An 18,144-nucleotide genomic window follows, 5' to 3' on the forward strand; every position below is an offset into this window, starting at 1 on the left:
TGTACAAATTAAATATGTCTCATAAAGATTTTAGTGTCGAAATAGAAGAGAAAAAGGAGCTTTACGGCTACCAAAAGGGAGATATTGACAAGATTTTTGAACGTTTGGACAATGCACCCAATGACCATCATTTACTTTACCAATTACCAACTGGTGGTGGAAAAACAGTGATTTTTTCTGAAATAGTTAGACGCTATTTATCAAAACACGATAAAAAAGTAGTCGTACTAACGCATAGAATTGAACTCTGCAAGCAAACTTCCAAAATGCTAAAAGGGTTTGATGTTAAAAACAAAATCATCAATAGTAAAATCAAAGAACTTCCAGATCAAGATGAATATTCTTGTTTTGTTGCTATGGTTGAAACGTTAAAAAACAGGTTGAATGACGAAAAATTAATGATTGACAATGTTGGGTTAGTTATCATTGACGAAGCGCATTATAATTCATTCCGAAAGTTATTCAGTCAGTTCAAAAAATCCTTTATACTTGGTGTGACAGCAACTCCTTTAAGTTCCAACATTAAGTTGCCAATGCATCAAAATTATGATGAATTAATTGTTGGTGATACCATTCAATCCTTAATTGACAAAGGTTTTTTGGCTAAAGCAACTACATATAGCTATGATGTCGGGTTGACATCGTTAAAAGTTGGGATAAATGGTGATTATACCGTAAAATCATCTGATGATTTATATATGAATATGGTAATGCAAGAAAAATTACTTCATGCTTACACTGAAAAATCATTAGGAAAGAAAACATTAATTTTCAATAACGGAATCAATACTTCATTGTATGTGCATGAAACTTTTAAAGAAGCCGGATTGCCAATTAAGCATTTAGACAATACAACTTCCACAGAGGATAGAAAAGACATATTACACTGGTTTAAGAAAACTCCCGATGCCATTTTAACATCTGTTGGAATATTAACAACCGGATTTGATGAACCAACAGTTGAAAGCATCATTTTAAATCGCGCCACTAAATCATTGACATTATATTTCCAAATGATTGGTCGTGGTTCTCGAAAATTACCTCACAAAGATAATTTTACGGTTATCGATTTAGGAAATAATGCCTTGCGCTTTGGTTTATGGAATGATCCTGTTGATTGGCAACATATTTTTAAATCTCCTGAATATTATTTAGAAAATCTTAGAGATGATGCTGAAATTGAAAACAACTTCAAATATGAAATGCCTGATGCTATAAAAAAAATGTTTTCAAAATCAACTGAAATTACACTTAACATAGAAGAAGAATTTAAAAAAGTTTTAGCCCAAAACAAACGTTCCAAAGAAGTTATTGAAAAGTCTATAGATCAACACGCTTTGATGTGTGTCGAAAATACAACAGAATTAACTGCTGCGAGAATGCTTTCAAAATTATTAAACGATGATATTGAAAGTCGTGTTAGGCGTTTTGTAAATTGTCTAGGAAAAACTAGTAAGAATTATAGAGAATGGTTAATTGAAGATTATAAAACAAAATTGACTTTAGCAATTGGTAAAAAATTTAGAGAGTTAAATTTTTAGAATTATAAATTTACATAAGGTGTTTTATTGATTTGTTTTTTAATGATTTAAGTTAATTTATATTCATTTAATTTTAATTATACAAAATGAACTATAATTTATAGTATGAAAAGTAGTTTTGTTTAAAAACTTTTGTATATTTGCTCCCATATTCTACTGAAGAATTTACAAGCTATAGGGAGGTGCTTCCAACACCGATAATCTATAGCTTTTTTTTATGTTTATATTTTTGGTTTTGCTTCTATAAAGTTGTTGTTTGCGTAAAATCGCTTAATGTATCGCAGGGTTCTACGAGCGTAAACATTCATATATTGCCAATTAGCGTATTTTGTTGACCTTGTTAGCCATTGACTACACGCATAGCAATTGTGTACATAAGGCATCTTTAACGGCGGTTTACCATCGTCAAAAAATACTATAACTGAATAATCGTTTTTGTTTTGAAATTCCATATTACTAAAGAGATAAAAAGCAAAAACAGAAGAAATGTTACTAAAGAGATAAAAAAAAAATTCTTTCCTATTCACTAAAAAGATAAAAAAAAATAACCTATGAACAATTACGCCCATAGGTTACTATATCTATAAATTTAGTCTTAAAAGTTGCATATCTACTGAATTTGTGAGGTGCTTCCAACACCATTACAGCGACAAATATACAATTATTTTACAATTTTCAAAGAAAACATAAAAGTTTCGTTTTGACCTCTGAAATCGTCTTTTGCGAGATTTTGCAAGTTCATATAGTAGGGGTTATCCTGATGGTACGCCTCTAATGGACTTAAGAACTCTTGCGGAATTTGAATGTTTCTTTGAAGAACATTTGCACCAATGACAAAGCCACGAGTAGCAAGATTACAGAAAAAAGTACTTTCTCTCTGCTGTAATGGTTGTTTGATAATCTTGTTATCTTCCGTTACATAAATTAATACATCCATAAAATTAGATTTTTAAGTACTTCTGTACTCGTTTCAATTCGTCTTCATCGAGCAATTTTAAGACATCATCGCTTAAACTGCGAGAGTTTGTATAGCAACTATAATATAAGCGTTCTAATAGCTTAAAATTAAGTCGTTGCTTTATGAGAATGTCGGCTACTTTCTTGTCGTTTTCCGTCCATCCTCGTGGATCTAAAAATGAATACCAGTGATTTGTATCACTGTATTTTGTACCTAAATGGTGTGCCAAATCTTTTGCAGCTGCTTGGATATCCGTTCGTGTGGTTATCTTCTTGGCTTTCTGTGTCTGTACGATTGGATTTTGATTTTCGATAAACGATTTATCTTTTTCCAGTTGTACGTCTTGTTCGCTATTCTTTGCCATTTGTTTCTTGATGAAACGATACAGCGGAAAAGGAACGATGATACAAATTAAAATTAGTATCCAGTTGATAGGCTTATGATACCATTTTGCACCGCCTTTAAGTGCGGTTCTCATTTTGCTGTAATTACTACTTTGCATTTTTCTTGAAATGTTTCCAAGTGAAAAAACCTACTACAGCCGTAACGATTAAACCGCCGACAATTAAAATAGCTTTTTTGTTATTGATAAAAAACTGCTTCATACTAAAAAAAAAAGTTTTGGTTAATGACTACCTTTAATACTGTTGTTGAGACATTTCCCAACTTCTTAATTGCTCCGAGTATATCGTTGTCCGTTACATCGGTGTGGCTTGTGCCAAGTTCTACTTTGTATATTGCTCGTGCAAGTTTTAACAAAAATTGCTCATTGATTTGCGTTAACTTTTGTGTTGGAGTTACGCCGATAGACTTACAAACGCTATCTATATAAGCCTTTGTATTATTCTCGTTATCAGGGGCATATTCAGATATAAGCGCACGAACAGTATTTTTGCCTTTGTTGATATCATGTATCAAGTCTTTTAACTGTGCCATAATACCGTATTCGAGGTTTTTAAACTGTTCGAATTTTGTATCGGTATTTTGTGAAGCTGGGAGTTTACCTTGCCAAGCGATTTTGGTTCTTACCAAGTTGCCCGGATTGTTATTTCTCAAACCTCTAACACGATGGTTGTTTAAATACGTTTTCATTCTTTTTCTGCGGGTAAGTCTTCAAATTCGGTGTGTTCTGTGTTATCATAAAAAGGCTCTAATCTTTTAATAATAAATTCGACAACCTCTTTAACTACGATAACGTAACTACAAATTTTAACGACTGTTTTTAAAATCTTTATGATGTTCATAAACTAAAGTTTAAAAAGCCTCATTGAGAGGCTTTTGTTAATACTATCTTCTACCGTTTCCGAAACCTCCGTTTGAGTTGTTTCCGCCTCTTGAGTTGCCAAACTGTGAGTTTGATTTTTGAACAGCTGTAATAGTTACCCATTCTGCTGTACCCTCTTTGTGCGATGGGGAAGTTGTAACTTTAAAAAGTTGACCTTTCCACTCAAAATATCCACGTGGGAAACTGTCTGGCTGTCCTTTCTTTGGTTTAATACCAATAACGACTTGGTCGTTTCCGAATCTATCTTTTGACATCTTACTGATTGTTTTTAGGTTTTTTTACTATGTGGAAAATGGAAATAATTCCAATAACCACTTGAACTACTATTTTGACGATTTCACTCACTGGAGTGCCATCGGTTGGAATTGCTCCGACTCCTTGAACCGAAGCTATTCCTACTGTACCGATTAAAGCTTTCATACTATCGTCTGTATGATGGTTTACGGTGTGATTTGTGTCCGAAGATTTTAACAGCACCAACAATAACAACAACTAAACCAACTACGCCACCGACAACAGCTTTCCAATGCTTTTTAAACCATTCTTTGATAGTCGAGTTGGCTACTTCCGCTCCAACTTTACCAAGTCCTGTTTTAATTTCTGCACCTGCACTATCATAGGCTTTTGTCATCGTTTTAGTGATGAATTGACCTGCAATAGTTCCGCCTGCTGTTCCTGCTTGGTTAGCGGCTTCTTGGATTGCTTGCTGTGCTTGTTCCTCGTTTGCTTGCTTTTTGGCATCGTGTGCCTCTTGCAAATTCTGAATTACACCGCCTGCAACACCGCCGACACCTGGCACCATAGAAAGCCCTTGTCCTGCTACTTTTACTAATGTGTGGAAATTGACGTTTTTCTTAATCATCTTTCCAATACCTTTAAAGAAACTCATTTTTTAAGGGATTAAGGGTTAAACTTTCAAATCTTGGTCGTGGCGTAATAACAACGATACGATATCGCCTTGCTCTTTTCTGATGTTTACAGAAACAATGCCTTTAAGCGGTAACTGTAAATAATCAAAGAAAGATGGTGTTACGCTTCCATCAAGATTAACTTGTGCGATTGGGTCAAAGTTTTCACCCAATTGTCGCAATTCTTCGGTATTGGTTTTTACCACGTTACCGTTGTCGAAACGTAGGTTAATCTCTGTAATGGTTTCTTTGTCTGTGATTACACAGCTGTCGAAACCTGCTACATCGAAGTCCATATTTTCGTGTTCGCTATTCATTGATTTTCTTTCGTACGTATAAACGTCCGTAGTTGTCAATGGTGCTTCGTGTCCATCGATGATGTACGTAGCTTTTGTGTTTAATCCAGTAAGCGAAATACGGATTAAATCTTTGTCGAATAAGTGAACAGCCGACATTTCGTGTTCAACTAACTCAACGGTAGCCTTTACAGCTAATTTTTCTTTTCGGTTACAACCGATGGCATCATCGCCCATAGTACCTAACAAAAGGTACTCTTTTAACGGTATGTTACCGTTGGTAATCTCGATGTTATCACCATTCGCACGTTGAATTTGAATGTTGATTTTTTCTTTGTCTAACTCGTCCATCGTTAACGATGTTTGAATAGTTACACTTCCGATACTCTTGTTTACCTCACGTACGACATCCGCTAGTGACTGCCCCAAAGTGGTTAAAATTCTCATAGAAAATCGTTTTGTTAATATTAATAATGGCACAAATATTGAATAAACAAAAAAGCGCATCTTTTGAAGTGCGCTTTTTGATACTAATTGATACTAATTTATACTTTAAAGTATATTTTGAAATGTTTAAACAACACTTTAGGTGCTTTACATTCTCGTTTAATATCGGATAGAATACGCTTTGCTGTAGTTTCCTCGCATTCTAGTAGGGTTTGTATATCTTTGTAGGATAACATTCTAAATTCTGAAATCTGTGCCATATGGATAAAGTTTTTAGGTTAGGAGAGGGGGTGCGACCCCTCTCTGTTATTTAAATGGGTAATGAGTTATAAATATTGCTAATTGGTGTAGTAGTCCGATGACCTCCCAAAAGACAAACAATAGAAATATTGCTATTGTTATTCCTGCTGTCTGTGCTGTGTGTTTTCCTACTTTCTTTAGTTTTTGTTTCATAATTAGAACATTAATAGTTGACCATCATTTTGTATGAGTGGTTTTGTGATTGGAAATTCTTTGTCTTTAAAAGTCAATTCTTGACCATTTGAGAGTACATATACATACTCGTTTACCTTTTCAGATTTTGCAGAATGTGTTACCCTTAAACCTGCTTTTTTTGGTTTGTTTTTTGTTGTAAGATTTTTCATAATTTTAACATTTATGGTTAACATTTTTATTAACTGGGGTGGGGGTATCATCGTCCCCCACCTCTAAATTTTGATTTTATATTTTACTGAAGTAAAATTGTCCAACCTGAACGGACATTTTTTTAAGGCATTATTACTGGATTGAAGTCCATTTTTAGTAATTTATCCATACAAGTGGGTTCATTAAAGCGTTTATAGCCTATATTAACATTGCAGGCGTAATGCTTAACCCTTGATTTTGCTACTGGTGTAAGCCAACTTACAAAAGTGAATAACCTCAAGTAACGTTGGAACCGCTTTCGACCGCACATTATACAAGTGTGTCTTTTTTCTTTTTCTACCATAATTCTTGCATTTTAATGAATTGATTACTAATTGAATTTTGCTCTAATTTTTTGGATAAGTATTCGCTGTCAAATGTTATATCCATAAGTTTTAATAATGATTTTTTTGCTCGGGCTTTTTGTACTTTACAGTCAAATAGGTGTAAAGGTTCTTGAAGTGTTATTTTGTCGCCTCCTAATTCGACAATTTTAGCCATATAATAACTGATGATTTTTTCGGTTGGACTTAAATCTTCGCTAATGTGGAATTGCTTTTTTTCATAATAGTACTTTAACTGAACATTGCAAATAGTTGTTTTTTCATCTTGAGATAAGTTTAAAATATCTCTTAAAGTACTCATCGAATTATCTTGAGAAACAAGTTTTTTCTTGATTAAGTTTTTCTTGACAGCATTGTTTTTAATGGTAATTTCTTTACGGATTAAGTTATTTATGTTCAAGCCGTATCGAAGCTGTGGAAATATGTATTTATTGTAAAATTCTGCTGAATGCGTTAGTAACTCTTCGGTTTTGTTGTAGAACTTACAAAAAGGGCTTCCAATGCTTCCGCTGTCTCTATCGCCGTATTGAATACCAAAGTTTTTGTCGTTCTTAAACGTTTGTTTTCTTGGGAATATATCGACTTGATGTTGTTTTGACAGTTTTACCATTTTTTTTAAGTAAAAAAGACTTTCTTTGTAGGGATCAAAATCAAGTACATAATTGATACATATATCAATATCGTTGCAGATTGAATTTAAAGCGGTTTCTAAATCAAATTTGATAATATTACGAGTGTTTATATAGTCAACAATCATTTGTAAATTATCAATGTTTAAACCCTCAAAATATCTTTCAAAAAGCATTTTTGAGGTTAGTGTTAAGCGTATTAATTCTTGTTGTTCAGATTGTCCTTTGATTGGTGGAAATATCACACGATTAAGACGGAAATTTATTCCATTGTCATTAATCATCATTGCTTTAGGTGGGTTTAAATCTTCAACGAGTAAACCAGTTTCGGGATAGTAAACACAATATTCCGATGTTAAACGTTCATCCAAAACTTGAATTTTGTCTAACGGCAAATAAATGGTTAACGAATCTATTAACCCGACATTTAAAGGTATCGAATTAAATTTCATAACCAATTGATTTTGAAAAAGTTAAAAAAGTATTTGAACTATAATTTATATTATGTAAAATAGAATTTTTATGATAACACATATAATAACTTAATTTTATAGTTTTCAAATGTTTTTAACAATTCCCTATTTATTGGGCAAAGCTTTACTATTTTTGTAGTTGGTAATTATAAATTAGTTTTTAGAAAATTAAACATGAGTAATTCAATTGCTGAAAATATAGCAAATTTTTTAAAGGAATATGCGCCATTCAATTATTTGAATTATGAAGAATTAATTCAAGTTGCTACAAGCATTGGTGTTGTTAATTTGGATAAACATAAAGTGTTGTTTCAAATAAATGATTCGCTTCACGAATCGTTTTATGTTGTTGCCTCTGGAGTTGTAAATCTCTCTGTTATTGCTGACTCAGAAGAAACATTACTTAATAAATGTTATGCTGGTGATGTATTTGGTCTGCGTCCGTTTTTTGCAAAGAACAACTATATGATGACTGCAAAAGCACGTGAAGACAGTATAGTTTACGCCATACCTATTAAAGTTTTTAAACCTTTTGTCGCACAGAATCCTCAAGTACTTGATTTCTTGCTAGAAAGTTTTGCTACAAACACCAGAAATCCTTTTGACAAAGAAAATCGTGGTAAATTAATCACTGATAATGTATATACTGACGGACAGTCAAATGAGTTTCAGTATTTTCAGTCGTTGACCTATAATAAAACTCCTTTAAAAGTTAGTAAATCAGCAATAGTTAAAGATGTTGCTCAATTAATGACTGAAAATTTGGTTGATAGTGCTATTGTGATTGATCAAAACTATCCTATAGGAATTGTAACTGATACTGATTTTAGAACTAAAATTGCCAACGGTAGATTTCCGATTACTGCCACTTTAGACAAAATTATGTCTTCTCCAGTAATAACCGTTCCCGAAAATGTTTCTGTTGCAGAATCTCAATTGTTATTATTAAAGTATAATGTTAGTCATTTATGCGTAACAACCGATGGTTCAGACAAATCAGATTTGAGAGGAGTAATTTCTGAGCATGATTTAATTGTAGCACAAGCTAACAATCCTGGAGTATTAATTAAGGAAATCAAACGCTCTTTATCTCCAAAGGAATTAAAATTAGTTCGTGAAAAATTAACCGAATTAATTCAATCGTCTATAGCTAAAAATATTCCGTTACCACATATTTACAATATCTCAGGCGAAATTATTACGGCAATTATAAAAAGATCGGTTGAATTGGCAATACTTGATTTAGGTTCTCCTCCAGCCCGATTTGCTTGGATAAGCATTGGCAGCCAAGGACGAAAAGAACAATTATTATTGACAGACCAAGATAGTATTTTGGTTTTTGAAGATGTTGCTGCCGAAAAATACAGAGATGTCAAAGATTACTTTTTGAAATTGGGTAAACGAGCTACTGCAATTCTTGAAAAAGTAGGCTATAATTATTGTCCAAATGGCCATATGGCAAGTAATATGCTTTGGTGTAAATCTTTATCCGATTGGATAAAACAGTACAACAGTTGGATGAAAACTCCTGGTGAAAATTCAAATGACATTAGTAGCATCTTTTTTGATTACGAAATTGCGTTTGGTGAAGGAAAAATAGAAGATACAATTGCCGACTTAGTTTTAAAAAATTCAAAGAACAATGCTTTATTTTTTGATTATTTAGGAAACGATGCACTGCGAAAAAATCCAGCACTTAACTTTTTCAAAAAATTCAATATTGAAGAGGAAGGTGAAAACAAAGGCAAATTTGATATAAAAAACAAAGCTATTATGCCTTTAGTTGATGGCGCTCGCCTTTTTTCAATTAGTTTAAATTTACGTGGCATAAACAATACTTATTCTAGATTTAAACAATTGGCATTGGTAGATCCTAAATTTTCTGAAGTTTATTTGAATTGTGCCGATGCATTTTTAATCCTTTCAAAATTTAGAACTTTAGAAGGTTTGAAAAATGATAGTTCTGGAGACTTTATCAATATTGACGAACTCACTAAAGTTGAAAAAGAGAGGTTGAAAAATGCACTCATGCCAATGAAAGAATTAGAAGATTTAATCAAAGATAAATTTCAATTAACACAATTTTCTTAATATGTTAGATTGGATAAAAAATATCAACAAAGAATATCCTGAATTTTGGAAGTCATATCTAGCTAAATTTGAAACAAAATCTAGTCGATATGTAATTCTTTCAACTGAAACAACCGGATTAAATCCAAAAAAAGATGTTATTTTATCTTTTGGTGCTATTGCGGTTGTAAATGATGTAATAAGAATTGGAGATAATTTTGAAGTGGTTATTTTACAATATAAATACCTTCACGATAATGGATTGTCTAATGAATTTTTAATTGAGAGCAAATTACCAAAATTTGCAGAATATCCTGCTATTCAAGCGCTTATTGAATATATAGATAATGCTGTTTTGGTTGGACATCGCATACATTTTGATATTGAAATGATAAATGATGTTTTGGAAAAAATGGAGTGTGGAAAATTAAAAAATGAAGCTTTAGATATAGAGATTATGCATCAAAAACTACTTGACATTACCAATAAATCTTTTTCTTTAGAAGACTTAATTAAACAGTACAAAGTTCCTTTAAACGATAGAAATTCGGCTTCTGATGATGCTTATTCAATAGCGTTACTCTTTTTAAAATTGAAATCTAAATTAGGATTTAAATAGCAAAAACCCACTCAAATGAGTGGGTTTTTCGATCTGTCAAAATCAAACAAAACAATAATCAAACTATTTTATGGTTACACATGTTTATTATTTTTTCATAAACATGTTGGTGTAATATTTTCTTCCTGTTTGAGTGTCGGTGGTCACTGATATTCCAAAGTGTGTGTAATCACCTTCGATGTTGGCTTTGTGAGCTGGACTATTCATCCATGCACTAAAAGCACTCTCGGGCATTTGATAATTATAAGCAATATTCTCGCCTACTCTTTCTGCGCCTAAAACTTGAATAAGATTGTCTGAACGTTGTTGAAAATAATCGTGGTTTACCACTTTATTGTCAATCATGTAGATATTGTGCTCTTCTGATTTATAGGAGATGTGATTCACAACTTCCAAGGGATTTAAACCAATGCTTTGACGGTGATTGTTGATTAGCGTAACTAATTTTAATTCCGTATCGTTGTAATTATAAGTAGTTACAACTCTTTTGTCTTGTGCAGTTTCTGATGTTTCATCAGAGGAACAAGATACCATAGTGAACACGATTGCTAACGGCAACAATGCTCTAAACATTTTTGCTTTCATAGTAGTAGGTTAAGTTTTTTTAAAGTAGATGTGGGGCAAACACTTTAAGGTTAATAATTTTGACAGAACGTATTATTTAAATTTGGTAGATGTGGGGCAAATACTTTATTTAGTTAATATCGAAAGAACGTATTGTTTGTTTTTGTTGTACAATGATAGTGGTTTTATCGTTTAAACAACAAATAAAATCGATGAAATGCATTGTTTTTATAATTTAATTAAATTTATTCTTACTTATATATAATTTCTATTAAAAAGTATTTCAATTTAAAAATCAAAATAATTCATAGGAATTAAGATTAAGCTGCTACTAAAATTTAATAGACATAATAGAATTAATAAAATATATTTGTAAAACAAACTTTTGTCAAAAAAATATAAATTTCTATTGAACGCAACTATCTCAAATTCAATTTTATCAGCAACTATTAATCTCAAAGGTGCCGAATTAATTTCACTTAAAAATCATACTTCAAACAGAGAGTATATATGGGAAGGAAACCCTGAATATTGGGGTAAACACTCTCCTGTTTTGTTTCCAATTGTTGGGACTTTAAAAAACAATTTTTATACATATAATGGCAAAACATATGAACTAACGCGTCACGGATTTGCCAGAGATTTAAATTTCACCATTTTAAATAAAGAAAATGATAAAATAACATTTTCATTACAGTTTAATGAAACTACGTTCACGTTTTATCCCTTTAAATTTGAATTACAGATAATTTATTTATTAAATAATTCAGAATTATTAGTAGAATACAAAGTGCTAAATATAGACAATCATACAATTCCATTCTCTATTGGTGGTCATCCTGCTTTTGCACTAAATGGTGAATTTGAAACCTATAGTTTGCAATTTGACGCAAATGAAAATTTAACAAGTTATGAGTTGGAAAATGACTTACTTTCTGAAAAAACAAAAACAATTCCACTTAAAAATCGAGTTTTGCCTCTCTCCTATTCCCTTTTTGAAAAAGATGCTTTGATATTTAAAACACTAAATTCAAAACAAATTCAAATTCTAGAAAATGACATTCCATTTCTTAGTTTTAAATTTAATGATTTTCCAAATTTTGGTATTTGGACTAAAATAAACGCACCCTTTATTTGCCTTGAACCTTGGTTTGGCTATTCTGATCCATGCAATAGTAATGCAAACATAATGGAAAAAGAAGGCATTCAATTATTAGAAAAAAATAAAACCTTTGAATGTAGTTTTAGTATTGAAATTTTATAATCTCACAAAAAAATATGTTAGAAATCAATTTTCATCCTTTTCCAAATTTAGAAACAGAAAGATTATTACTCAGAAGAATTGATAGTAATGATGTTAATGAAATATTAGTACTTCGTGGTAATCCAGAAATCATGAAATACATTCCAAGACCATTAGCAAAAACCAAACAGGATGCAATGGAACACATTGCTATGATTGAAGAAAAGATAGTAAACAATATAGGAATAAATTGGGGAATTACCATCAAAGGAAACCCCAAAATAATTGGTTTAATTGGTCATTATAGAATTCAACCTGAAAATCATCGCGCAGAAATTGGTTATATGATATTACCAGAGTATAATGGAAAAGGAATTACTACTGAAGCTATAAAAGTGGTTGTAGAATATGGTTTCGAACAAATGCATTTGCATTCTATAGAAGCAGTAATTGATCCTGATAATGTTGCTTCGGAACGAGTTTTACAAAAAAATGGATTTGTCAAAGAAGCTCATATTTTAGAAAATGAATTGTGGGAAGGAAAATTTTGGGATACTGTTATTTATTCTTTATTGAAAAGAAATTTTAAAAAATGATTACTTCATTTTTGGTAACATCTTGATATAAAGTTCTTCTACTTTTTTTCTTGCCCAATCAGTTTTTCTCAAAAAGGTTAAACTTGATTTAATACTAGGGTTTTCGTTAAAACACTTTATTTTAATTAATTCGCCCAAAGTATCAAAACCATAAAAAGCTACAAGTTGCTCCAACATTTTTTGGAGTGTTATCCCGTGAAGTGGATTTTTTGAATTGTTACTTTCCATAATACAAATATAAAAAAATGCCATTATTCATCTGAGAATAGTGGCATTTTAATAAAGATTAGTAGATTAAGTGTAGTATTAGAAATTCATACCAACACCAAATCCAATTAAATAAGGATCAATATCGACTTTTGCTGGTATACTCAAACCAGGTGCTAAATTTGATGCATCTACTGTTACATCAGTATTAAGAAATAATCTTTTTGCATCTATATTGATAAAGAATTTATCACTTAACATTAAATCAAATCCAATTTGAAAACCATAACCCACAGCATTATCATAGGAAACATCAGCAACAGCTCCAGATTTTACATTGTAAAATAAAGTATAGTTTACACCTGCTCCTATATAAGGTTGAAATATTTTATTTTCAGTTGGATAAAAGTGATATTGAGCCATCAAAGTTGGAGGCAACAAGTAAACACTTCCTAAATCCACATCTCCAGCTGCAGTATTAACGGCTTTAACATCATGTTTTGCTGTTCCTAATATCAACTCTGCAGCAAAGTTTTTCGTAAAGAAATAGGTAAAATCTAATTCTGGTATAAAGGCGTTTGAAATATCAATATCTCCACCGATAACACCAATTTCAGCGCTCTCATTTGGCACAACAGAAACTCCTCTTAACCTTACTTTCCATCTCGAAAAATCATTGACTTTTTCTTGTTTTTCTTGATTATTTTGTTTTTCATCTTGTGCATTAACAGTAAAGCTAAATAATACAATTCCTGCTATTAATAAAATTTTTTTCATTTGATTTTTGGTTTAAATTATTGTTCAAAAATATTATTAACTCCTAACTTAAAAACTGATAAAAATCATTGTTTAGTTGTTTTTATTAATTGAAAATTTCAACCCATTTAAGTATAAAAATATACTCTTTTGTTACTACATTTGCCTTCTAATGTTGAAAACTATAAACATACTTAACAAACGTGCCAAATTTGATTATGAAATAATCGAAACCTATACGGCTGGAATTGTTTTAACAGGAACAGAAATCAAATCTATTCGGCTTGGAAAAGCTAACATTACCGAAGGGTTTTGTGAATTTCATAACGGAGAACTATTTGCAATCAATACCCAAATTGAGGAATATTTATATGGTAACCAGTTTAACCATAAAGCCAAAAGCGAGCGCAAACTTTTACTAAATAAAAGGGAACTTAAAAAGCTTGAAAAAGCGATGGACACAAAAGGATTAACTATCATTCCATTGAAACTTTTTACCAATGAAAAAGGAATTGCTAAATTGGATATTGGACTTTGCAGAGGTAAAAAAACCTATGACAAACGTGAAAGTCTTAAAGAACAAGATGTTAAACGAGATATCGACCGTATAAAAAAAGCTTTTTAGTTTTTTAGCAAAATTCCATTAAATTCTTATATTTATAAACTTAAAAAACATAAATCATGAGAAAAATTTTAGTATTGTTAACAGGTATACTTTTAGTAAGCTGTGGTGGGACAAACACAACCATTGTAAGCAGTTGGAAAGATCCAAATACAAATGCAGAAAAAGAACAATTCAAAAAAATAATGGTTGTTGCCTTACTTAAAAACGAAACAACTAGAAGAACTGTTGAAGATCAAATTGCTTCAAAAAATCCACTTTTCCACCCATCTTACAGTTTGTTTACAAAAACTAATTTAGATTACACGACTACACAAAAACTTAGTATTTTAAATAGTGAAGGATATGATGGCATCATCACGATGCGATTGGTTGATACTCAAAAAGAAACTAACTATGTTCCAGGAACAAACACTAGTATGTACTATGGTGGAATGTATGGCGGAATGTATGGTGGTTATTATGGCGGTTGGTATGACATGTATTCACCAAGTTATTATGATGCAGGATATTATCAGGAAAGTACTTATTACATCGTCGAGACTAATGTGTTCTCTTTAAAAAACAATAAGTTAATTTGGACTGGAACAACAAGTTCGAGTAATGTAATAGACGTTTCACAAACCGTTGATAATATTATTATAGAAGTAGCTAAAGAAATGAGAAAAGATGGTTTTGTAGCTCCTGAACCTAAGAAATAAAAGTTAATCAACTCCAAAAAAATATCCTGAATTTACTTCAGGATTTTTTTATTTCTAATTTTTATCTTCCAATAAAGGAACAAATCTAAATTCCCCAAACTCATGTTTTTCAAATTGAGTTTCATTTTTTCTAATTAACAATGTCATAATTTGTTCATCCCTACCAAGTGGAATAACCAGCCTTCCTCCTATTTTTAATTGAGCCATTAAAGCCTTTGGAATTATTGGAGCTCCAGCAGTGACAATGATACTATCAAATGGTGCATAATCTGGTAAACCTTTGTAACCATCGCCAAAAGATAATAATTTAGGACGTATATTTAATTTTGGCAACAAAAGTTTAGTGGTTTTGAACAATTCATTTTGTCTTTCAACCGAATAGACTTTTGCACCCATAACTACTAAAACTGCTGTTTGATAACCCGAACCAGTTCCTATTTCAAGAATTTTATCATCCTTTTTCACTTGTAGTAATTGAGTTTGAAATGCTACAGTATAAGGTTGAGATATAGTTTGGTTCGCACCAATCGGAAATGCTTTGTCTTGATAAGCAAAATCTTCAAAACTGGAGTCTAAAAACAAATGTCTTGGAATAATTTTAATTGCTTCCAGCACTTTATTATCTTTAATTCCTTTTTCCTCTAATAGCTTGGCTAATTGATTTCGAAGTCCTTGATGTTTGTTTGTATTTTTCAATTTGGGTAGTAATTTATTTCGTAAAAATAGAAAACAAATTAGCAATTATCAATTACAAATTATTAATTAATTTCTATTTTTGATAAAATTTATTTTTATGCTTAAAGTTGGCGTTTTAGGTGCTGGTCACCTCGGAAAAATACATCTTCGCTTGTTACAACAATCTTCTAAATATGAACTCGTTGGATTTTATGATGAAAACCATGAAAATGGAGCTAAAATAGCAGCCGAATTTGGATACAAACAATTTGATACTATTGCCAAATTAATTCACGCTGTGGATGTTATTGATATTGTAACTCCTACTCTATCTCATTATAAATGTGCCAAAGTTTCCATCAAAAGTGGCAAACATGTTTTTATTGAAAAACCAATTTCAACAACTGTTGCCGAAGCTGAAGAAATTATAGCATTAGCCGCAGCATATAATGTAAAAGGACAAGTTGGTCACGTAGAACGTTTTAATCCAGCATTTATTGCGGTGAAAGATCAAATCGAAAACCCAATGTTTATTGAAACCCATCGATTGGCTGAATTTAATCCTCGCGGTACTGATGTTCCTGTGGTTTTAGACTTGATGATACATGATATTGACGCTATTTTGAGTGTTGTAAAATCAAAAGTAAGATCGGTTCATGCTAGCGGTGTTTCCGTTTTAAGTCAGTCACCAGATATTGCCAATGCTCGAATTGAGTTTGAAAATGGTTGCGTTGCGAACATTACATCAAGCCGAATTTCAATGAAAAACATGAGAAAGTCTCGTTTCTTTCAAAAAGATGCTTACATCTCGGTAGATTATCTTGACAAAATATGTGAAGTGGTAAAAATGAAAGAAGCTCCTGAAGTTCCAGGTGATTTCGATATGATTTTGCAAAATGCCGAAGGTGAAAGAAAACAAATTTATTTTGACAATCCAGAAGTTTCAGCCAATAATGCCATCTTGGATGAATTAGAAACTTTTGCCGATGCCATTAATAATAATACAACTCCAATTGTAACTCTTGAAGATGGAACCGAAGCGTTGCGTGTTGCCTACATGATAATTGATAGTATGGAAAGTAGATAATTATGATGTCAAAATTTAAAATAGTTTCCTATTTCATTCCACTATTTTTTTTATTTGTGATTGGCTTATTCGTTTCAACTTTGATGAATATGGAAGCTACTTTTACTTCTTCGAAAGCTGGCAGTTTCGTTATTTTACTTTTGTTTTTGACAATTTTAATAGTTTTTATTGAAATGAGAGATAAAATAATAAGTATTCAAATTACTGAAAGCGAGTTAAGGATAAAGCGTTACATTGGTATTGGAAATACAGTTTTGAAAAAAAACACGATATTGATGGATTTCATAGTTCTAAAGTTTTAACAAACTATGGAAGTTATGATTATATATATTTCATGAGAAACAACAAAAAAGTTGCCAAAGTATCTAATCAATATCATAAAAATTTTAATGAGTTATCTATTGAAATCAATAAGCAATACAAAGATTTAGGATATATTAACACTGGAATTATTTCAGAATTTAAAGATTTTTTTAAAACAAACTAAACCAATATAATGAAAACAATAGCTGTAATAGGCGCAGGAACAATGGGCAACGGAATTGCTCACACTTTTGCACAAAGCGGTTTTACCGTAAAACTTATTGATGTTTCCGAAAAATCAATCGAAAAAGGAATGGCAACCATTGCTTCCAACCTTGATAGAATGGTTTCAAAAGAAACAATCACCGAAGAAGACAAATACAAAACAATTGGAAATATAATCACTTACACTGATTTAAAAGATGGTGTTGTTGGATGTGATTTAGTAGTTGAAGCAGCAACCGAAAATGTAACACTGAAACTTAATATTTTTAAACAATTAAGTGAAGTTTGCGATCACAATGTGATTTTGGCAACCAATACTTCATCTATTTCTATCACGCAGATTGCGGCACAAGTTGTTCATCCAGAACGAGTAATAGGAATGCATTTTATGAATCCGGTGCCGATTATGAAATTGGTAGAAATCATTCGTGGTTACAACACTTCAGATGAAGTGACGAAAATTATCATGGATTTGTCGGTTAAACTTGGGAAAACTCCAACCGAAGTAAACGACTACCCAGGATTTGTAGCCAACAGAATTTTGATGCCCATGATAAACGAAAGTATTGAAACTTTATATAACGGCGTTGCTGGCGTTCAAGAAATTGACACGGTAATGAAACTAGGAATGGCGCATCCAATGGGACCATTGCAATTAGCCGATTTTATTGGACTTGACGTTTGTCTATCCATTTTAAATGTAATGTACGACGGTTTCAAAAATCCAAAATATGCACCTTGCCCATTGTTAGTAAATATGGTAATGGCTGGAAAACTTGGGGTAAAATCGGGTGAAGGTTTTTATGATTATTCCGAAAGCAAAAAAGCGGAAAAGGTTTCAAAACAATTTAATTAGTAAAAAAAGCCATTAGCCATTAGCCATTAGTTTAAAACTATTGCCTATTGCCTAT

The 18,144-nt window shown here is 31.6% G+C and carries 25 protein-coding genes; 11 read left to right on the plus strand and 14 right to left on the minus strand.

Annotated features, from left to right (window positions below; genetic code table 11):
- The first annotated feature begins 14 nt into the window (after nt 1–14).
- The gene (locus tag ACSVH2_RS12570) at nt 15–1,541 is read left to right on the plus strand and encodes a DEAD/DEAH box helicase (protein WP_438093528.1); all 1,527 of its coding nucleotides are present in this window, start codon (nt 15–17) and stop codon (nt 1,539–1,541) included.
- A 661-nt stretch (nt 1,542–2,202) separates the two neighbouring features.
- Here ACSVH2_RS12570 and ACSVH2_RS12575 read toward each other — a convergent pair.
- The 10 genes from ACSVH2_RS12575 to ACSVH2_RS12620 all read right to left on the minus strand — a co-directional run bounded on the left by ACSVH2_RS12575 (nt 2,203) and on the right by ACSVH2_RS12620 (nt 7,544).
- Nucleotides 2,203–2,478, minus strand: coding sequence for a hypothetical protein (locus ACSVH2_RS12575; RefSeq protein WP_438093529.1), 276 nt, complete (start codon nt 2,476–2,478; stop codon nt 2,203–2,205).
- 4 nt (nt 2,479–2,482) lie between these two features.
- Complete coding sequence (locus ACSVH2_RS12580; protein ID WP_438093530.1) at nt 2,483–2,977, minus strand: hypothetical protein; 495 nt, start codon at nt 2,975–2,977, stop codon at nt 2,483–2,485.
- A 128-nt stretch (nt 2,978–3,105) separates the two neighbouring features.
- Complete coding sequence (locus ACSVH2_RS12585) at nt 3,106–3,591, minus strand: hypothetical protein (protein WP_438093531.1); 486 nt, start codon at nt 3,589–3,591, stop codon at nt 3,106–3,108.
- Between the two features lie 195 nt (nt 3,592–3,786).
- On the minus strand, nt 3,787–4,038 hold the full coding sequence (locus ACSVH2_RS12590; RefSeq protein ID WP_438093532.1) for a hypothetical protein: 252 nt from the start codon (nt 4,036–4,038) through the stop codon (nt 3,787–3,789).
- 1 nt (nt 4,039) lies between these two features.
- On the minus strand, nt 4,040–4,204 hold the full coding sequence (locus ACSVH2_RS12595; protein ID WP_438093533.1) for a hypothetical protein: 165 nt from the start codon (nt 4,202–4,204) through the stop codon (nt 4,040–4,042).
- A gap of 1 nt (nt 4,205) precedes the next feature.
- Nucleotides 4,206–4,673, minus strand: coding sequence for a hypothetical protein (locus ACSVH2_RS12600; protein ID WP_438093534.1), 468 nt, complete (start codon nt 4,671–4,673; stop codon nt 4,206–4,208).
- Between the two features lie 18 nt (nt 4,674–4,691).
- The gene (locus ACSVH2_RS12605; protein WP_438093535.1) at nt 4,692–5,435 is read right to left on the minus strand and encodes a hypothetical protein; all 744 of its coding nucleotides are present in this window, start codon (nt 5,433–5,435) and stop codon (nt 4,692–4,694) included.
- A gap of 98 nt (nt 5,436–5,533) precedes the next feature.
- Entirely contained in the window at nt 5,534–5,695 is a 162-nt protein-coding gene (locus ACSVH2_RS12610) for a hypothetical protein (protein ID WP_438093536.1), read from the minus strand.
- A 195-nt stretch (nt 5,696–5,890) separates the two neighbouring features.
- Nucleotides 5,891–6,079, minus strand: a complete 189-nt coding sequence (locus tag ACSVH2_RS12615) for a hypothetical protein (protein WP_438093537.1) — start codon at nt 6,077–6,079, stop codon at nt 5,891–5,893.
- 337 nt (nt 6,080–6,416) lie between these two features.
- Nucleotides 6,417–7,544: a hypothetical protein gene (locus ACSVH2_RS12620; protein WP_438093538.1), complete on the minus strand. Its 1,128-nt coding sequence runs from the start codon at nt 7,542–7,544 to the stop codon at nt 6,417–6,419.
- Nucleotides 7,545–7,739: 195 nt separating this feature from the next.
- On the opposite strand from ACSVH2_RS12620, the gene ACSVH2_RS12625 reads away from it, so the two are divergent.
- Nucleotides 7,740–9,656, plus strand: a complete 1,917-nt coding sequence (locus ACSVH2_RS12625) for a DUF294 nucleotidyltransferase-like domain-containing protein (protein ID WP_438093539.1) — start codon at nt 7,740–7,742, stop codon at nt 9,654–9,656.
- A 1-nt stretch (nt 9,657) separates the two neighbouring features.
- Nucleotides 9,658–10,254, plus strand: coding sequence for a 3'-5' exonuclease (locus tag ACSVH2_RS12630; RefSeq protein WP_438093540.1), 597 nt, complete (start codon nt 9,658–9,660; stop codon nt 10,252–10,254).
- Nucleotides 10,255–10,341: 87 nt separating this feature from the next.
- Here the strand turns inward: ACSVH2_RS12630 and ACSVH2_RS12635 are convergent, their stop codons facing one another.
- Nucleotides 10,342–10,839: a CAP domain-containing protein gene (locus tag ACSVH2_RS12635; RefSeq protein ID WP_438093541.1), complete on the minus strand. Its 498-nt coding sequence runs from the start codon at nt 10,837–10,839 to the stop codon at nt 10,342–10,344.
- Nucleotides 10,840–11,227: 388 nt separating this feature from the next.
- On the opposite strand from ACSVH2_RS12635, the gene ACSVH2_RS12640 reads away from it, so the two are divergent.
- Nucleotides 11,228–12,082, plus strand: coding sequence for an aldose 1-epimerase family protein (locus tag ACSVH2_RS12640; RefSeq protein ID WP_438093542.1), 855 nt, complete (start codon nt 11,228–11,230; stop codon nt 12,080–12,082).
- A 14-nt stretch (nt 12,083–12,096) separates the two neighbouring features.
- On the plus strand, nt 12,097–12,657 hold the full coding sequence (locus ACSVH2_RS12645; RefSeq protein WP_438093543.1) for a GNAT family N-acetyltransferase: 561 nt from the start codon (nt 12,097–12,099) through the stop codon (nt 12,655–12,657).
- Here the strand turns inward: ACSVH2_RS12645 and ACSVH2_RS12650 are convergent, their stop codons facing one another.
- Nucleotides 12,658–12,885 carry a VF530 family DNA-binding protein gene (locus ACSVH2_RS12650; protein ID WP_438093544.1) on the minus strand — a complete coding sequence of 76 codons (228 nt, stop codon included), beginning with the start codon at nt 12,883–12,885 and terminating at the stop codon, nt 12,658–12,660.
- Nucleotides 12,886–12,963: 78 nt separating this feature from the next.
- Nucleotides 12,964–13,641 (minus strand): OmpW/AlkL family protein, encoded by a 678-nt coding sequence (locus ACSVH2_RS12655; RefSeq protein ID WP_438093545.1) that lies wholly within the window; start codon nt 13,639–13,641, stop codon nt 12,964–12,966.
- A 151-nt stretch (nt 13,642–13,792) separates the two neighbouring features.
- On the opposite strand from ACSVH2_RS12655, the gene smpB reads away from it, so the two are divergent.
- Both smpB and ACSVH2_RS12665 read left to right on the plus strand, forming a co-directional pair.
- Entirely contained in the window at nt 13,793–14,245 is a 453-nt protein-coding gene (smpB, locus tag ACSVH2_RS12660) for an SsrA-binding protein SmpB (protein ID WP_438093546.1), read from the plus strand.
- A gap of 56 nt (nt 14,246–14,301) precedes the next feature.
- Nucleotides 14,302–14,943 (plus strand): hypothetical protein, encoded by a 642-nt coding sequence (locus tag ACSVH2_RS12665; RefSeq protein ID WP_438093547.1) that lies wholly within the window; start codon nt 14,302–14,304, stop codon nt 14,941–14,943.
- Nucleotides 14,944–14,997: 54 nt separating this feature from the next.
- Here ACSVH2_RS12665 and ACSVH2_RS12670 read toward each other — a convergent pair whose 3' ends face one another.
- The gene (locus tag ACSVH2_RS12670; RefSeq protein WP_438093548.1) at nt 14,998–15,639 is read right to left on the minus strand and encodes a protein-L-isoaspartate(D-aspartate) O-methyltransferase; all 642 of its coding nucleotides are present in this window, start codon (nt 15,637–15,639) and stop codon (nt 14,998–15,000) included.
- Nucleotides 15,640–15,736: 97 nt separating this feature from the next.
- Between ACSVH2_RS12670 and ACSVH2_RS12675 the strand changes: the two genes are divergently transcribed.
- From ACSVH2_RS12675 to ACSVH2_RS12690, 4 genes are read left to right on the plus strand one after another with little or no spacing between them, the layout of a single operon-like run.
- Entirely contained in the window at nt 15,737–16,705 is a 969-nt protein-coding gene (locus tag ACSVH2_RS12675) for a Gfo/Idh/MocA family protein (protein WP_438093549.1), read from the plus strand.
- 2 nt (nt 16,706–16,707) lie between these two features.
- The gene (locus ACSVH2_RS12680) at nt 16,708–17,007 is read left to right on the plus strand and encodes a hypothetical protein (RefSeq protein WP_438093550.1); all 300 of its coding nucleotides are present in this window, start codon (nt 16,708–16,710) and stop codon (nt 17,005–17,007) included.
- Between the two features lie 32 nt (nt 17,008–17,039).
- Complete coding sequence (locus tag ACSVH2_RS12685) at nt 17,040–17,192, plus strand: hypothetical protein (RefSeq protein ID WP_438093551.1); 153 nt, start codon at nt 17,040–17,042, stop codon at nt 17,190–17,192.
- Between the two features lie 9 nt (nt 17,193–17,201).
- On the plus strand, nt 17,202–18,089 hold the full coding sequence (locus ACSVH2_RS12690; RefSeq protein ID WP_438093552.1) for a 3-hydroxyacyl-CoA dehydrogenase family protein: 888 nt from the start codon (nt 17,202–17,204) through the stop codon (nt 18,087–18,089).
- Nucleotides 18,090–18,144: the final 55 nt, after the last annotated feature.

Source organism: Flavobacterium sp. RSB2_4_14, assembly GCF_051547085.1.
Lineage (GTDB): Bacteria > Bacteroidota > Bacteroidia > Flavobacteriales > Flavobacteriaceae > Flavobacterium.

What these genes read in the sequence shown, in the direction of transcription:
- ACSVH2_RS12665 (WP_438093547.1), top strand. Translation starts at nt 14,302, where the DNA reads ATGAGAAAAATTTTAGTATTGTTAACAGGTATACTTTTAGTAAGCTGT.
- ACSVH2_RS12585 (WP_438093531.1), bottom strand. Translation starts at nt 3,591, where the DNA reads ATGAAAACGTATTTAAACAACCATCGTGTTAGAGGTTTGAGAAATAAC.
- ACSVH2_RS12600 (WP_438093534.1), bottom strand. Translation starts at nt 4,673, where the DNA reads ATGAGTTTCTTTAAAGGTATTGGAAAGATGATTAAGAAAAACGTCAAT.
- ACSVH2_RS12685 (WP_438093551.1), top strand. Translation starts at nt 17,040, where the DNA reads ATGAGAAACAACAAAAAAGTTGCCAAAGTATCTAATCAATATCATAAA.
- ACSVH2_RS12615 (WP_438093537.1), bottom strand. Translation starts at nt 6,079, where the DNA reads ATGAAAAATCTTACAACAAAAAACAAACCAAAAAAAGCAGGTTTAAGG.
- ACSVH2_RS12650 (WP_438093544.1), bottom strand. Translation starts at nt 12,885, where the DNA reads ATGGAAAGTAACAATTCAAAAAATCCACTTCACGGGATAACACTCCAA.
- ACSVH2_RS12570 (WP_438093528.1), top strand. Translation starts at nt 15, where the DNA reads ATGTCTCATAAAGATTTTAGTGTCGAAATAGAAGAGAAAAAGGAGCTT.
- ACSVH2_RS12645 (WP_438093543.1), top strand. Translation starts at nt 12,097, where the DNA reads ATGTTAGAAATCAATTTTCATCCTTTTCCAAATTTAGAAACAGAAAGA.
- ACSVH2_RS12620 (WP_438093538.1), bottom strand. Translation starts at nt 7,544, where the DNA reads ATGAAATTTAATTCGATACCTTTAAATGTCGGGTTAATAGATTCGTTA.
- ACSVH2_RS12605 (WP_438093535.1), bottom strand. Translation starts at nt 5,435, where the DNA reads ATGAGAATTTTAACCACTTTGGGGCAGTCACTAGCGGATGTCGTACGT.
- ACSVH2_RS12580 (WP_438093530.1), bottom strand. Translation starts at nt 2,977, where the DNA reads ATGAGAACCGCACTTAAAGGCGGTGCAAAATGGTATCATAAGCCTATC.
- ACSVH2_RS12590 (WP_438093532.1), bottom strand. Translation starts at nt 4,038, where the DNA reads ATGTCAAAAGATAGATTCGGAAACGACCAAGTCGTTATTGGTATTAAA.
- ACSVH2_RS12635 (WP_438093541.1), bottom strand. Translation starts at nt 10,839, where the DNA reads ATGAAAGCAAAAATGTTTAGAGCATTGTTGCCGTTAGCAATCGTGTTC.
- ACSVH2_RS12595 (WP_438093533.1), bottom strand. Translation starts at nt 4,204, where the DNA reads ATGAAAGCTTTAATCGGTACAGTAGGAATAGCTTCGGTTCAAGGAGTC.
- ACSVH2_RS12575 (WP_438093529.1), bottom strand. Translation starts at nt 2,478, where the DNA reads ATGGATGTATTAATTTATGTAACGGAAGATAACAAGATTATCAAACAA.
- ACSVH2_RS12675 (WP_438093549.1), top strand. Translation starts at nt 15,737, where the DNA reads ATGCTTAAAGTTGGCGTTTTAGGTGCTGGTCACCTCGGAAAAATACAT.
- ACSVH2_RS12625 (WP_438093539.1), top strand. Translation starts at nt 7,740, where the DNA reads ATGAGTAATTCAATTGCTGAAAATATAGCAAATTTTTTAAAGGAATAT.
- smpB (WP_438093546.1), top strand. Translation starts at nt 13,793, where the DNA reads ATGTTGAAAACTATAAACATACTTAACAAACGTGCCAAATTTGATTAT.
- ACSVH2_RS12630 (WP_438093540.1), top strand. Translation starts at nt 9,658, where the DNA reads ATGTTAGATTGGATAAAAAATATCAACAAAGAATATCCTGAATTTTGG.
- ACSVH2_RS12655 (WP_438093545.1), bottom strand. Translation starts at nt 13,641, where the DNA reads ATGAAAAAAATTTTATTAATAGCAGGAATTGTATTATTTAGCTTTACT.
- ACSVH2_RS12680 (WP_438093550.1), top strand. Translation starts at nt 16,708, where the DNA reads ATGATGTCAAAATTTAAAATAGTTTCCTATTTCATTCCACTATTTTTT.
- ACSVH2_RS12610 (WP_438093536.1), bottom strand. Translation starts at nt 5,695, where the DNA reads ATGGCACAGATTTCAGAATTTAGAATGTTATCCTACAAAGATATACAA.
- ACSVH2_RS12690 (WP_438093552.1), top strand. Translation starts at nt 17,202, where the DNA reads ATGAAAACAATAGCTGTAATAGGCGCAGGAACAATGGGCAACGGAATT.